The organism is Escherichia sp. S10b, assembly GCF_028421345.1.
GTDB lineage: Bacteria > Pseudomonadota > Gammaproteobacteria > Enterobacterales > Enterobacteriaceae > ECMA0423.
This window is the reverse complement of sequence record NZ_JAHZSO010000164.1, coordinates 39,098-53,692: the sequence shown is the minus strand read 5'-3', so window position 1 is coordinate 53,692 and position 14,595 is coordinate 39,098. Positions and strand designations below refer to the sequence as shown.

The 14,595-nt window shown below is 49.5% G+C and carries 14 protein-coding genes and 1 riboswitch; of the genes, 5 read left to right on the top strand and 9 right to left on the bottom strand.

Annotated elements, in window-relative coordinates:
* Nucleotides 1–22: 22 nt before the first annotated feature.
* Both gatY and fbaB read right to left on the bottom strand, forming a co-directional pair.
* Complete coding sequence (gatY, locus tag FTE26_RS13655; RefSeq protein ID WP_001297423.1) at nucleotides 23–877, bottom strand: tagatose-bisphosphate aldolase subunit GatY; 855 nt, start codon at nucleotides 875–877, stop codon at nucleotides 23–25.
* 307 nt (nucleotides 878–1,184) lie between these two features.
* Entirely contained in the window at nucleotides 1,185–2,237 is a 1,053-nt protein-coding gene (gene fbaB, locus FTE26_RS13650; RefSeq protein ID WP_000129551.1) for a class I fructose-bisphosphate aldolase, read from the bottom strand.
* Between the two features lie 256 nt (nucleotides 2,238–2,493).
* Between fbaB and FTE26_RS13645 the strand changes: the two genes are divergently transcribed.
* From FTE26_RS13645 to FTE26_RS13635, 3 genes are read left to right on the top strand one after another with little or no spacing between them, the layout of a single operon-like run.
* Nucleotides 2,494–3,771 carry a nucleoside permease gene (locus FTE26_RS13645; protein ID WP_000858500.1) on the top strand — a complete coding sequence of 426 codons (1,278 nt, stop codon included), beginning with the start codon at nucleotides 2,494–2,496 and terminating at the stop codon, nucleotides 3,769–3,771.
* Entirely contained in the window at nucleotides 3,768–4,772 is a 1,005-nt protein-coding gene (locus FTE26_RS13640; protein ID WP_000846217.1) for an ADP-ribosylglycohydrolase family protein, read from the top strand. The genes FTE26_RS13645 and FTE26_RS13640 overlap by 4 nt, the downstream gene beginning before the upstream one ends.
* Nucleotides 4,769–5,734 (top strand): carbohydrate kinase family protein, encoded by a 966-nt coding sequence (locus FTE26_RS13635; protein ID WP_000011951.1) that lies wholly within the window; start codon nucleotides 4,769–4,771, stop codon nucleotides 5,732–5,734. Before FTE26_RS13640 ends, FTE26_RS13635 begins: the two co-directional genes overlap by 4 nt.
* Here the strand turns inward: FTE26_RS13635 and FTE26_RS13630 are convergent.
* The 5 genes from FTE26_RS13630 to rcnR all read right to left on the bottom strand — a co-directional run bounded on the left by FTE26_RS13630 (nucleotide 5,708) and on the right by rcnR (nucleotide 9,469).
* The gene (locus FTE26_RS13630; protein WP_000434038.1) at nucleotides 5,708–6,454 is read right to left on the bottom strand and encodes a GntR family transcriptional regulator; all 747 of its coding nucleotides are present in this window, start codon (nucleotides 6,452–6,454) and stop codon (nucleotides 5,708–5,710) included. The genes FTE26_RS13635 and FTE26_RS13630 overlap by 27 nt on opposite strands.
* Before the next feature lie 51 nt (nucleotides 6,455–6,505).
* Nucleotides 6,506–7,324, bottom strand: a complete 819-nt coding sequence (locus FTE26_RS13625) for a glycoside hydrolase family 25 protein (protein ID WP_001297420.1) — start codon at nucleotides 7,322–7,324, stop codon at nucleotides 6,506–6,508.
* Between the two features lie 64 nt (nucleotides 7,325–7,388).
* The gene (gene thiD / locus FTE26_RS13620) at nucleotides 7,389–8,189 is read right to left on the bottom strand and encodes a bifunctional hydroxymethylpyrimidine kinase/phosphomethylpyrimidine kinase (RefSeq protein ID WP_000822274.1); all 801 of its coding nucleotides are present in this window, start codon (nucleotides 8,187–8,189) and stop codon (nucleotides 7,389–7,391) included.
* Nucleotides 8,186–8,974 carry a hydroxyethylthiazole kinase gene (gene thiM / locus FTE26_RS13615; protein WP_001195605.1) on the bottom strand — a complete coding sequence of 263 codons (789 nt, stop codon included), beginning with the start codon at nucleotides 8,972–8,974 and terminating at the stop codon, nucleotides 8,186–8,188. The genes thiD and thiM overlap by 4 nt, the downstream gene beginning before the upstream one ends.
* Nucleotides 8,975–9,008: 34 nt before the next feature.
* A riboswitch (TPP riboswitch) is annotated at nucleotides 9,009–9,105 on the bottom strand.
* 91 nt (nucleotides 9,106–9,196) lie between these two features.
* A complete protein-coding gene (rcnR, locus tag FTE26_RS13610) occupies nucleotides 9,197–9,469 on the bottom strand; it encodes a Ni(II)/Co(II)-binding transcriptional repressor RcnR (RefSeq protein WP_000019944.1) in 273 nt (90 codons plus the stop codon).
* 120 nt (nucleotides 9,470–9,589) lie between these two features.
* Between rcnR and rcnA the strand changes: the two genes are divergently transcribed.
* Together rcnA and rcnB are read left to right on the top strand one after the other, a co-directional pair.
* Nucleotides 9,590–10,414, top strand: coding sequence for a nickel/cobalt efflux protein RcnA (gene rcnA, locus FTE26_RS13605; protein ID WP_000134576.1), 825 nt, complete (start codon nucleotides 9,590–9,592; stop codon nucleotides 10,412–10,414).
* Between the two features lie 218 nt (nucleotides 10,415–10,632).
* Nucleotides 10,633–10,971 carry a Ni(II)/Co(II) efflux transporter accessory subunit RcnB gene (gene rcnB / locus FTE26_RS13600; RefSeq protein ID WP_000153074.1) on the top strand — a complete coding sequence of 113 codons (339 nt, stop codon included), beginning with the start codon at nucleotides 10,633–10,635 and terminating at the stop codon, nucleotides 10,969–10,971.
* An 81-nt stretch (nucleotides 10,972–11,052) separates the two neighbouring features.
* On the opposite strand, the gene FTE26_RS13595 is transcribed toward rcnB, so the two are convergent.
* Together FTE26_RS13595 and FTE26_RS13590 are read right to left on the bottom strand one after the other, a co-directional pair.
* Nucleotides 11,053–12,087 carry a putative fimbrial-like adhesin protein gene (locus FTE26_RS13595; protein WP_001026151.1) on the bottom strand — a complete coding sequence of 345 codons (1,035 nt, stop codon included), beginning with the start codon at nucleotides 12,085–12,087 and terminating at the stop codon, nucleotides 11,053–11,055.
* A gap of 13 nt (nucleotides 12,088–12,100) precedes the next feature.
* Nucleotides 12,101–14,581, bottom strand: coding sequence for a fimbrial biogenesis outer membrane usher protein (locus tag FTE26_RS13590; RefSeq protein ID WP_063611721.1), 2,481 nt, complete (start codon nucleotides 14,579–14,581; stop codon nucleotides 12,101–12,103).
* Nucleotides 14,582–14,595 lie beyond the last annotated feature (14 nt).

Genomic DNA, 14,595 nt, shown 5'->3' with positions numbered 1-14,595 from the left:
TCCTTGTTAAATGGCAGGTGCGTTATGCCCTGCCCTCGCAGCCACAATCGGCAATCACTTTGCTCACCACATCGCGCATTGCGGATTTAGCCGACTGCAAATAATCCCGGGGATCGGTCGCTTCGGGGTGCTCGGTCAGGTAATTTTTTAACGCCTGCGAGAAGGCATTTTTCAGCTCCGTTGCAACGTTGATTTTGCATATCCCCACTTTGATGGTTTGCTGAATATCCTTAGTCGATAATCCTGACGCGCCATGCAGCACCAGCGGTAAGTTCACCCACTGGCGAATGTTCTCCAGTCGAGAAAAATCAAGCACCGGTGCGCTGGCATACATACCGTGAGCCGTACCGATGGCGACCGCCAGGGAATCAATCCCGGTTGCCTCGGCAAATTCACGCGCCTGTGCGGGGTTGGTGTACAACGCATCGGCTTCATTGACTTGCACATCATCTTCCTGGCCGCCAAGTTGCCCCAGCTCCGCCTCGACGCTGACATCAAAGCGATGGCAAAAATCCACCACCTCTTTGACCCGTGAAATATTTTGCGCAAAAGGCAAATGCGAGGCGTCAATCATGACTGAGCGCACGCCAGAACGAACCTTCTGAGCGATATCGTCAAATTTCGTGTGATGGTCGAGATGAATTGCCAGTGGATGGTGATATTGCTTCGCCATCGCGCTGACCAGCGCCAACAGATTTTCTGTACCAGCATGAGTAAATGTGCCAGGCGTTCCGGCGATGATGACCGGCGCATGCAGGTTGGCAGCGGTTTCCACCACCACTTGCATCGTTTCGAGATTGTGAATATTGAATGCCGGAACCGCATAACCGCCGCGCTGTGCGTTGTTCAGCATCTGCTTTGTCGATACCACGTACATTTTCATATCCTGTCGTTTGTTTTCGATTTCAAAATATAATGAAATTATTTGTTTTTAAATATCGAGATAACGATCACAAAAACGACAATATGAAAATTGTTCGAGGAGTGAAAGGCAAAAAAACGGCCTCCCGATAGGGAAGCCGTAGCAAAGTGCGCGTGTTTTTATGCCGGATGCGGTGTAAACATACGTGGCAGTGCTATGTAGGCATGATAAGACGCTTCCGCGTCGCATCAGGCATAGGTTGCCGGATGCAGTGTAAACGCCTTATCCGTCCTACGGGGTGGTGCTGTTCGTATGAGGCGTATCAGGCAATAGTAATTTTGCTATCGAGATAAACGTCCTGCACGGCATTAATCAGTTTCACGCCGTCAGCCATCGATTTCTTGAACGCCTTACGTCCAAGAATCAGCCCCATTCCGCCAGCGCGTTTGTTGATAACCGCAGTACGCACTGCATCGCTGAGGTCAGTTTCACCGCCCGCAGCACCGCCGGAGTTTATCAACCCAGCCCGACCCATATAGCAGTTAGCTAACTGATAACGCACCAGATCAATCGGGTTTTCGCTGGTCAATTTGCTGTAAACACGATCGTCGGTGTAACCGTAATTAATTGCTTTATAGCCGCCGTTATTTTCCGCCATTTTTTGTTTGACGATATCTGCACCGATGGTTGCCGCCAGATGGTTTGCCTGACCGGTCAGGTCGGCGGAAACATGGTAATCAACGCCATCTTTCTTAAAGGCGGAGTTACGCAAATAGGCCCACAGCACTGTCACCATACCCAGCTCGTGCGCACGTTCAAAAGCCGCAGAAATTTCTTCAATCTGGCGACGTGACTCTTCCGAGCCAAAATAGATAGTCGCACCAACCGCAACCGCGCCCATGTTGAACGCCTGCTCCACGCTGGCATACAGCGTTTGATCGTAGGTATTCGGGTAACTTAGCGTCTCGTTGTGATTAAGTTTGACGAGGAATGGAATGCGATGCGCATAACGCCGCGATACCGACGCCAGCACGCCGTAAGTTGACGCCACACAGTTACAGCCCGCTTCGATCGCCAGTTCAACAATGTTTTTCGGGTCAAAGTAGAGCGGGTTAGCAGCAAATGAAGCTCCGGCAGAGTGCTCAACGCCCTGGTCAACCGGCAGAATAGAAAGATATCCTGTGCCAGCCAGACGCCCGGTGTTGTACAACGTCTGCATATTACGTAACACCGCTGGCGGGCGATTATTGTCAATCATTACGCGGTCTACGTAGTCATGTCCGGGGAGATAAAGCTGGTCAGAAGGAATTGTCATACAACGGTGCTGTAAAAGGTTGTCGGCGTCTTTGCCAAGCAACTGCGCAATATCTGTCATTACTATGCTCCCGTAAATTCCGATTGGATATCGGCTATGGATTGTCCTGGCCCGCCTTTTGCGGGCAATCATAATCCTGGTCGTTACGGGCGAGTTTTTCCATCTTTTGGATGTTTTTTCAGCGTTTTCTGTTGGCTCGATTCATCAGAAAAAATGTTAGCGCGGTCAAGTTTTCACCGCAAAGGTATTTAAAAGGTATTATTAAGTGGTATTGTCATCGCGTACCTTACATTACCTGTCATGAAGGAATTAAAAGATGAAAACAACAGCAAAGCTGTCGTTCATGATGTTTGTTGAATGGTTTATCTGGGGCGCGTGGTTTGTGCCATTGTGGTTGTGGTTAAGTAAAAGCGGTTTTAGTGCCGGAGAAATTGGCTGGTCGTATGCCTGTACCGCCATTGCGGCGATCCTGTCGCCAATTCTGGTTGGCTCCATCACTGACCGCTTTTTCTCGGCGCAAAAAGTGCTGGCGGTATTGATGTTCGCAGGCGCGCTGCTGATGTATTTCGCTGCGCAACAGACCACTTTTGCCGGGTTCTTTCCGTTACTGCTGGCTTACTCTCTAACCTATATGCCGACCATTGCGCTGACTAACAGCATCGCTTTTGCCAACGTGCCGGATGTGGAGCGTGATTTCCCGCGCATTCGTGTGATGGGCACTATCGGCTGGATTGCCTCTGGTCTGGCATGTGGTTTCTTGCCGCAAATGCTGGGATATGCCGATATCTCACCGACTAACATCCCGCTGCTGATTACCGCCGGAAGTTCTGCTCTGCTCGGTGTGTTTGCGTTTTTCCTGCCCGACACGCCGCCAAAAAGCACCGGCAAAATGGACATTAAAGTCATGCTCGGCCTGGATGCGCTGATCCTGCTGCGCGATAAAAACTTCCTCGTCTTTTTCTTCTGTTCATTCCTGTTTGCGATGCCACTGGCGTTCTATTACATCTTTGCCAACGGTTATCTGACCGAAGTTGGCATGAAAAACGCCACCGGCTGGATGACGCTCGGCCAGTTCTCTGAAATCTTCTTTATGCTGGCATTGCCGTTTTTCACTAAACGCTTTGGTATCAAAAAGGTATTATTGCTTGGTCTGGTCACCGCTGCGATCCGCTATGGCTTCTTTATTTACGGTAGTGCGGATGAATATTTCACCTACGCGTTACTGTTCCTCGGTATTTTGCTTCACGGCGTAAGTTACGATTTTTACTACGTTACCGCTTACATCTATGTCGATAAAAAAGCCCCCGTGCATATGCGTACCGCCGCGCAGGGGCTGATCACGCTCTGCTGCCAGGGCTTCGGCAGTTTGCTCGGCTATCGTCTTGGCGGTGTGATGATGGAAAAGATGTTCGCTTATCAGGAACCGGTAAACGGACTGACTTTCAACTGGTCCGGGATGTGGACTTTTGGCGCGGTGATGATTGCCATTATCGCCGTGCTGTTCATGATTTTTTTCCGCGAATCCGACAACGAAATTACGGCTATCAAGGTCGATGATCGCGATATTGCGTTGACACAAGGGGAAGTTAAATGAAAACAGAACGTATTCTCGGTGCTCTTTATGGGCAGGCGTTAGGGGATGCGATGGGGATGCCCTCCGAGCTTTGGCCACGCAGCCGCGTTAAAGCACACTTTGGCTGGATTGACCGTTTTCTTCCTGGACCAAAGGAGAATAACGCGGCCTGTTATTTTAACCGCGCCGAATTCACCGACGATACCTCGATGGCGCTGTGTCTGGCGGATGCGTTACTGGAACGTGAAGGCAAGATCGATCCGGATCTGATTGGGCGTAATATTCTCGACTGGGCGCTGCGTTTCGACGCCTTTAACAAAAACGTACTAGGTCCGACCTCGAAGATTGCGCTTAACGCCATTCGCGACGGTAAACCCGTTGCTGAACTGGAAAACAACGGCGTGACCAACGGCGCAGCGATGCGCGTCTCGCCATTAGGTTGTTTGCTTCCGGCGCGTGATGTTGATTCCTTTATTGATGATGTGGCGCTGGCGTCGAGCCCGACCCATAAATCCGATCTGGCAGTTGCAGGTGCGGTAGTCATCGCATGGGCGATTTCTCGTGCCATTGACGGAGAAAGCTGGTCAGCGATTGTTGATTCCCTGCCTTCAATTGCGCGACATGCACAGCAAAAACGCATCACTACCTTCAGCGCCTCACTGGCAGCACGTCTGGAGATTGCGCTGAAAATTGTGCGCAATGCCGACGGCACCGAATCCGCCAGCGAACAGCTTTACCAGGTCGTTGGCGCAGGTACCAGCACTATTGAGTCCGTTCCGTGCGCCATTGCGCTGGTTGAACTGGCACAAACCGACCCGAATCGCTGCGCCGTCCTGTGCGCTAACCTTGGCGGCGACACAGACACCATCGGCGCTATGGCGACGGCGATTTGCGGCGCGTTGCATGGCGTTAACGCTATCGATCCTGCATTAAAGGCGGAACTGGATGCGGTAAATCAGCTTGATTTCAACCGCTATGCCACAGCGCTGGCGAAATATCGTCAACAACGGGAGGCGGTATGAGCGGCGCTCGATTACACACGCTGCTGCCTGAATTAACCTCGCGTCAGCCGGTGATGGTCGTCGGCGCGGCGGTCATTGATGTGATCGCCGACGCTTATGCCCTCCCCTGGCGTGGGTGCGATATCGAACTGAAGCAGCAGAGCGTTAACGTTGGCGGCTGCGCACTGAATATTGCCGTGGCGTTAAAGCGCCTCGGCATCGAAGCGGGTAATGCCTTGCCGCTCGGTCAGGGCGTGTGGGCGGAGATTATTCGCAACCGGATGGCGAAAGAGGGGTTAATCAGCCTGATCGATAACGCCGAAGGCGATAACGGCTGGTGTCTGGCGCTGGTTGAGCCGGATGGCGAACGCACTTTTATGTCATTCAGCGGTGTGGAAAATCAGTGGAATCGCCAGTGGCTGGCGCGATTAACCGTTGCGCCTGGCAGCCTGCTCTATTTTTCCGGTTATCAACTGGCCTCGCCCTGCGGCGAATTGTTAGTGGAATGGCTGGAAGAGCTGCAAGACGTGACGCCGTTTATCGATTTTGGCCCACGTATTGGCGATATCCCGGATGCATTACTGGCGCGGATCATGGCCTGTCGACCTTTAGTGTCGCTCAATCGTCAAGAGGCTGAGATTGCCGCCGAACGTTTTGCTTTATCCGCAGAGATAACAACACTTGGCGAGCAATGGCAGGAGAAATTTGCCGCGCCGTTGATCGTTCGTCTCGATAAAGAAGGCGCATGGTATTTCAGCAACGACGCTTCTGGCTGCATTCCGGCATTTCCAACGCAAGTTGTAGACACCATTGGGGCGGGCGACAGTCATGCCGGTGGCGTACTTGCCGGGCTGGCCTCTGGTCTGCCACTGGCGGATGCCGTATTACTGGGCAATGCAGTGGCGTCGTGGGTTGTCGGGCATCGGGGCGGTGATTGTGCGCCAACGCGCGAGGAACTACTCCTCGCACACAAAAACGTATAGATCGCTGCGACAGTGGCTAATGCTGTACTCAATAGGCCGTTGCTGTTGGTCAAGCGCCACTTGCTTGATCACCAGCACCGGTATTTTGCTATCTAACTGAATATGTGACTGAAACTCGGCATCCGGCATCCGGGCGCTAACGCGGGAACGCGTACGTTGTGGGTAAATGTGCTGGCTGCGGAAATAGTCATAAAGTGAAATCCCGATGGCATCAACATCATGAATTAAATGCGCCGGAACCCACGATTCCTCAATCGATACCGCTTCTTCATCGACATAGCGAATACGCTTAAGCAAAAAGACATCACTTCCTGCTTCGACCGCCAGCTGCTGCGCGACTTCTTCGGGACATTTCACGACACGCTTGTTAACCCATAGCGTATCGGGCTTTTTCCCGCGCAATACCACCTGCTGAGAAAAACCTCGCGCTTCTTTCAACGAGTATTCGAAGATGTTGTTGATCTGCGTGCCGTAACCGCGCGAACGCGTCACCACACCCTCTTCTTCCAGCGCCTGCATCGCCTTGCGCACCGTAATGCGCGAAACGCCGGTTAACTGACTTAAATCACGCTCACCGGGCAAAATATTGCCATGCTCCAGCACCCCGCTGCGCACGGCATTTTTTACCGTTTCGGCAAACTTAATATAAAGCGGCGTGTTATCCGCCGCTAAAATACGCTCGTTCAGTTGGGCAATCAGCTGGGTATGCGCTTGTTCCATTTGTCTTTTTCCTGCCGAGGAGTCTGGTGGGAGTATATCACTGCTTCTTATTTAAGGCGTTTCTTTAATCCCATCAACGAATGCCTGCAACTCCTCCACCGTGCCATGAAATACATTAAAATCCACCGGACCATTGATGCCATCTACCTGTCCACGGTCGGAATGCTGCCAGAAGCGCCAGGCCATGCCGTCATTGTCCGGACGACGTTGATAATAGTGAGCCACCCACCACGGATATTCATTGAAATAGCCCGCCAGATTGGTGTGATAAAAAACGGCTCCTGAGTAAATAATCGGCTTTTTTCCCGTACTTTTTTCGACCATTTTTAGCCACTGACTTACTCGTTTGCGTAATTCTTTTGCCGATAATTTTCCCCGTTCTTCTACGTCCAGTACCGCAGGGAAATCGCCTTGTGAGAAATCCACCGTTTGCAGAAATAATCGTGCCTGAACCGGCGCTGCTACCGACGGGGAGAAATAATGATACGCCCCGCGCAGCAGGCCATTTTCGCGGCTTAGTTGCCAGTTACGCGAAAAATACGGGTCCACCAGCTTTTCGCCTTCCGTCGCCTTAATAAAAGCAAACTGTAAGCGGATACCGTTGTCGCGCATTTTTGCCACCCGCTGCCAGTCGATCCGCTCCTGCCAGCGAGAAACATCTATTCCGTGAATGGTGTAACTGGCAGGAATGCGAATAGCGAAAGATTTAACCGGGCGATAACCGTAGAAATGGATGTAGTCTGTAATCTGAACTGCTGTCGAATAGAAAAAATTCACCGTCTGACGCGGATAAATTGCAACGATGGAAATTAGCCCAAGAGCGCATAATAGAGAGGTGAGTTTTTTTCGACTGGTAATTCTTAGCTGCATTGGTTTCATCCCTGAATGTCAGTGCCAAAGGCTGACAATAACCAAAGCAGCTATAGTACGGTGCTCACCACCAGGCGTGGAAGTGGTGAACCGGACCAATACCGTGACCAACTTCCAGCGTGTCGGCCTGGGCTAATGCTGATGAAAGCCAGCTTTTTGCCTCCTGTACGGTGTCAGCCCAGTTTGTATGGCGCGGGCGTAGTGCAGCCAACGCCGCAGAGAGCGTACAACCAGTGCCGTGGGTGTTTTTGGTCATAATGCGCGGTGCGGTAAACCGTTGTTCACCCTCGCGGGTAAACAGCCAGTCCGGGCTTTGCTCATCATCCAGATGACCACCTTTCATTAGCACTGCGCCACAGCCCATCGCCAACAGCGATCGCCCTTGTTCCAGCATTTCCTGTTCGGTGCGCGCGTGTGGCGCGTCGAGCAAGGCGGCAGCTTCGGGCAAGTTTGGCGTTATTAATGAAACCTGTGGCAATAATCGACTGCGCAGCGTAGCAACCGCCGAAGGTGAAAGCAGCGGGTCGCCGCTTTTTGCCAGCATAACGGTGTCGAGTACCACGTTTTGGATCTGATAACGTTGCAACCGTTCTGCCACCGCTTCAACAATATCGGTTTCCGCCAACATACCGATTTTAGTGGTGTCGATTCGCACATCGCTGAACACCGAATCGAGCTGGGCGGCGACAAAATCAGGCTCAATGCGATACACCGACTGTACGCCACGGGTATTTTGCGCCACCAGTGCAGTAATAACTGAGCAACCATAAGCGCCAAGTGCCGAGAAGGTTTTAAGATCGGCCTGAATCCCCGCACCACCACTCGGATCAGTACCGGCAATCGTCAGAGCGTTAATTCGTTTCATGCCTGCACCTCCTGCGTCAATTGCCAGAGCGCATCAAGGAAATGTGGAACAAAACTGCCTGGCCCCTCGCTTCTGGCGACTGCGCGCTCTCCGGCTTGTTTCATCCAGTGACAGGCAGATGCGACATTTTCCAGCGTATCGCCTGGTAACGCACAGCAGGCAGCGACAACCGCCGATAATGCACAGCCAGTTCCTACCACTTTGGTCATTAACGGATCGCCACCGTGAATGCCAACGGCGCGATGGCCATCGGTAACATAATCCACCTCGCCAGTGACCACGACGATTGCGCCAGTTTCCCGTGCCAGTGTTTGTGCAGCGGGTATCGCGTTAGCTGCGGCGTCAGTGGTATCCACTCCCCGTCCACCATTAGCAATGCCAGCTAATGCCATGATTTCCGAAGCATTACCACGTATCGCTGCCGGTTTAAAAGATAAAAGTTCATGACAAAAATGGCGGCGATAATCGAGCGCACCAACCGCTACTGGATCAAGCGTCCAGGGTGTTTGAGAGCTTTTTGCTTGCTCAACGGCAGCACGCATCGCCTGAGCGCGTGGCTGCGTCAGTGTGCCAACGTTAATCAACAAGGCACTGGCGATAGCCGCAAACTGACTGGCCTCTTCGGTTTCGATAACCATCGCTGGCGATGCACCGAGCGCCAGCAAGGTATTGGCAGTAAAGGTTTGCACCACATCGTTGGTCATGCAGTGCACAAGAGGGGAATGTTGGTGAAAAAGGTGTAACGCGTGCGCAGATTGCGCTGAACTCAGCAGGTCGACTTGCATAGTTTGCTCCTGCCATAACGTGAAGAAGCAATGACCTGGTGGTCCGTGACTTCCCTACGCTGGCATTATCCAGATCAGGTGATACGGGTATTTCTCAGCCTTCACGCAGAAGGGCACCCCGAGTCGTTTGGTTGCGATGATAAATCGCAGAGGAGGATGGTAATGTCCAGCGCACGCGTTGTAAACGAGGAAAAACGGCAGTTTTACAATCGCGTTAATAAATTATTTGATATATGAATCCAGCACCTTCAGAACGACATCCAGATCTTCTTCACGTTTTAGCTCATCCCCCTGGTGAACGATGTGTTCCGTCAGATGACCTTTAATCACTTCCCGCATCAGACCGTTTACCGCGCCACGGATAGCAGCAATCTGTTGTAAAACTGCAGCGCATTCGTGCGGCTCGTCGAGCATTTTCTTGAGCGCCACGACCTGGCCCTGAATCTTACTGGCACGCGCTTTCAGTTTCTGTTTATCACGGATTGTATGAGACATGGCAACACCTGGTTAACAAGAATATGAAAAATCATAGCACTATTAATCTACTGGGGGGTAGTATCAGGTACTGGGGGGGAGTAGAATCAGATTGCCGAATTAATACTAAGAATTATTATCATGACCGAATTTACAACTCTTCTTCAGCAAGGAAACGCCTGGTTCTTCATCCCCAGCGCCATCTTACTTGGTGCGCTTCATGGCCTGGAACCAGGGCACTCAAAAACGATGATGGCGGCGTTTATCATCGCCATCAAAGGCACCATTAAACAGGCGGTGATGCTCGGACTGGCAGCAACTATTTCGCATACCGCAGTGGTCTGGTTAATTGCCTTTGGCGGGATGGTGATCAGCAAGCGCTTTACTGCTCAATCAGCAGAACCGTGGCTCCAGCTGATTTCCGCAGTGATCATTATTGGCACCGCGTTCTGGATGTTCTGGCGTACCTGGCGCGGCGAACGCAACTGGCTGGAGAATATGCACGAGTATGATCATGAACATCATCACCACGATCACGAAGATCACCACGACCATGGACATCATCACCATCACGAACATGGCGAGTATCAGGATGCCCATGCACGAGCCCATGCCAATGATATTAAACGACGCTTTGATGGTAGAGAGGTCACCAACTGGCAAATTTTGTTATTTGGCTTAACAGGTGGTCTTATCCCCTGTCCGGCAGCAATTACCGTGCTGTTGATTTGCATTCAGTTGAAAGCCCTGACACTGGGCGCAACACTGGTCGTCAGTTTCAGCATTGGCCTGGCGTTAACGCTTGTCACCGTAGGCGTTGGCGCAGCAATCAGCGTTCAGCAGGTCGCAAAACGCTGGAGCGGATTTAACACTCTCGCTAAACGCGCCCCCTATTTTTCCAGTCTGTTGATTGGCTTAGTCGGTGTGTATATGGGCGTACATGGCTTCATGGGCATAATGCGATAACTCAATCCTTTAGGCTTGCATGTTATCTTCAGCCCAGGATGATTCTTAAATCAGCTATTTCCGCTGACTCTCTGCTCGCTAAGGATGCTTTTAGGGCATCCTTTCATTTACACTTTTTACGAAATCATGGGATCACTAACAAAATATCGCTTGTCAGTTATATTGTATGGCAGGAAAGATATGCGACTGATATTACAGATCCCCAAAGTGGAGAGTTTATGACCATTAAAAATAAGATGTTGCTGGGTGTGCTTTTGCTGGTTACCAGTGCCGCCTGGGCCGCACCAGCCACCGCGGGTTCGACCAATACCTCGGGAATTTCTAAGTATGAGTTAAGTAGTTTCATTGCTGACTTTAAGCATTTCAAACCAGGTGATACCGTCCCAGAGATGTACCGCACCGATGAGTACAACATTAAGCAGTGGCAGTTACGTAACCTGCCCGCGCCTGATGCCGGGACGCACTGGACCTATATGGGTGGCGCGTACGTGTTGATCAGCGACACCGACGGTAAAATCATTAAAGCCTACGACGGTGAGATTTTTTATCATCGCTAAAAAAAGCCCCCTCATCATGAGGGGGAAATGCAGACACCTTGTTATTTTTTATTATTAGCCACTTGCTCGTCTTGCTTGTTATTAGTCGTATTTCACGTTGATTAATGCGGTTGCCTCCAGTGCGCCAGATTTAACTTTGTTTGTATCGTAGACGTAGTAACTGGCAGTTATCGGAATTGAAACCGTTGTATCTGTAAGTTTTGACTTTGCCGCAATTTCTTTTAAATTTGTGTATCCTTTACTGCTGTTAGTGATATTTAAAAGTGTGACTGACGAACCATTACTTTCAAGAATAAATCCTACGCCATTATCTTCCGCACCTTTCAGTATTGTGTTGCTGTTGGTTAACAAGTCAGAACTTGATAAATACACCTGCATTTTCCGTGATGTTTGATTTTGTTGACCTAATAAATTTTTACAACGCAGAATAATATCCCCTTGTTTACTATTTATTGTTGCTTTGTTACCTGTGGCTGGTAATTGTGAAACGGGAATACTGTCTAAAGTAATTAATAAATCGTCCGGTTTGCAGGTTGTGGTTATCGGGTTGTATGACAATGTCAGATTAAAGGAATAGACACCTGCATTTTGTGCCAATGCATTTCTGTAGCTATTTACACATGCATCCCATGACTTGCCACCTAATAAACACAGTAGAAATTGTACTGCGGCACTCCCGCGTGTCGATGATGAAGCACTGGATAATGTCGCAACTCCATTAATCATCACTGAACCGCCGCCCCCCGCAGAAACATTCACTTTTGCATTACTGGCCGCAGGTGTCACCGTTACCGAATAACCACTGGTGAAACTGGTCTGATTATTTGATAACGTGATGTTGTTTTTATTGGTCCATTCAAAATGTAAATTTAATTTAATGGTATCGTTATAAAGTCCAACAATAATATCCGACGGGCTCATAGGGGTGATAGTATTTGTACTCACGCATGACGAATCATTAAAATTATGCTCATATGTCGCCATTTGTGTTTGAGTAAGTGCAAAATCCCCCTGAACAACCAAATTGTGCTGAACAGATAACTCACTATAACATGCCGCATAGCTCACAGGCATAACCATCATCATTACTATAAATAACATTATACGAATATTCATAACCACCTGACTATTACTGGCAAATATAATTTCTACTTTCATCAATCTCTTTACCGAAGGTGATTGTGCATGAAAGTCCTTGTTGCTTATCAATTGCTACATTAACCGATGGCGGTATTTCATTGGTGCGAATAAATAACTGGCTTCCCTGGCCGACAACGCCAATATTATGACCGTGGATATCATTGACTTCATAACCAAACGTTAATGGTTGCCCATCCGCTCTTAACGCTTTTATAAACCAGGGCTTGCGCTGATCGGTATCAAAATTAACCAGTACAACCGCGCCGCGATAAGGTGCGGCAATTTTCCGGTTGCCACGTAATTCTGCTTCGCTATCGCTTTGCGACACATCCAGCATCAGGTGATTTTCCCGATAAGGTGTCATTCCGTCGTATACCACCACTCCATTACGGTTTGTTGTGCGATATTTTTGCCCATTGACATAAGCATCTTTAATTCCTGGCGCATTCATCACAGCAAACGTTTCGGAAAGACGGTTCGCCAGATTAACGCCACCCGACCAGGCGACAATGCCCCCTGAAACACTGGCTCCAGCCTGTCGATAAGTACTCGACTGACTATAACTGCCATTCACTGTTGCCACCGGCGCGTTCCAGGTTAAATTCGCTCCAGCTGTCGTTTCATTTCCCTGATGTTGATGACTCAGGTTGACACCATAATTGAACTGATCCCGACTCCCTACTGTTCCTGATAATCCCGTATTATTTGAGGCAAACCCCTGATCATCAAACGTCGTTGAGTTAGACATATATATTTGCCGACGAGGCGTCGAAACGTCATCACCCCAATCAAAGGGAATCGATATAAAAATATTAAAACGTTTCTCTTCATGATGATTCTCGTCATAAGCCTGGCTTGCCGCGAGGGTATAGCTTATCCGTCGCAGGTTGTTGGAATAACTCAACTGATAATCCTTACTACTGCCGCTACGCCCCCAGTAATCTCGCCATAACGTACTTAATGACACAGACCCCCAACCTTCTGGCAATGACTGGCTCATATTGGCGGAAAAGCTATTTTTGCGACCAAAATCATTCTGGTAATAATCGGCAATGTCATAGACATCGTTTTCATCACGGCGATAATTATCTTTATTGTTTGCCCAAACGTGATCGTTAAATGTCCGGTAATCACGCGACGAATAACGCCAGGCCGCCAGACCAAAACGCGTCGACGTTTGGCTCACAAATTTGTTGTAGGCAATTTGATAACTTTGCCCGTCAAACACATCGCCGTTGTCTTGTTTACTATGCGACTTCGTGGCATCGACGGAAATGGCACCAATGCGTGTATTCCAGCCAGTCCCCAGAGTGAACGCGTAATAATTATTCGCAACCATCGAGCCACCATACAACGTCAATAAGTTATTAAAACCATACTGATAACCCGCCTGGACAAAATCACTATGTTTGCTCGCCCCTTCAATATGGCTACGACCCGCCGCAAAATCATATTTCGACACGCCGGGTTGCAGCATATTTAGCACCGCTGCATAAGGCACCAGATAGGTGGTTACCGAACCGTCCGCCTCTTTCACGCTGACATCAAGATCTGCTCCACCACCGGCCAACTGCAAATCTGTAATCGCAAACGGGCCAGGAGGAACCTCTTTCTGATAAACCACAAAACCATTCTGTTCAATAGTTACCAGCGCGTTACTCTGAGCAATCCCCTGCACCCGTGGCGTAAAATTTTGTTTCGAGTTAGGCAACATCTGCATATCACGAAACAACCGCACACCTCTGAAGCGAACAGAATCAAAAATATCGCTTGATGTGTACATATCACCCACGCGAAGCGTGCCGAGAAGTTGGGCAAATCCACGTTCCAGATACAGGGTATTGCTTTTCCACACCCCTGGATTGTTATTTGTTTTACTGAAACTGGCATCAGAATGCAGTTGCCACCCCAGTAAATTTAACCCGCTGTTAAAACGTACATATGTACTCTTACTATTACCCGACGCTTTATAGTCACTGTAATACTGACTCACATAATAAGAGGTATAAAACGCATTAATACCCCGCTCCCAGTTTTCCGGTGGAACATAGCCACTTTCCAGTTCTTCCACCCAGGCCTGCGGGACACTGAAATCGAGACGAAAAACCCCGATATCCCAGGTATAGCTCCCACCCTGAACAAGTTGCTCAAATGTTAAACATTGCTTACCGCTGGCGAAGTTATCGCTATTAATGCCTAACCGCTTGATAACTTCTCTTGATAAACATGTTTCTTGCGGGTTGTCTTTAACAATAATCTCATATTTCCCGCGCCATTGCTTATTGACATAAATATCAATGTCATACTGCCCCGGTAAGGGTTGATTATCATCAAGACGAATATTTGCAACCTGCTGGTCTTTCATTCCACCTATCATAAAATGGGTATCAAAGGTTTCTTCAGCTGCATAAGCTTCAATGCCGAGCAATAACGCTACGATTGCTGATGCAAGTGGGGTCATTCTCAACATAGGCAGCTCCTGCA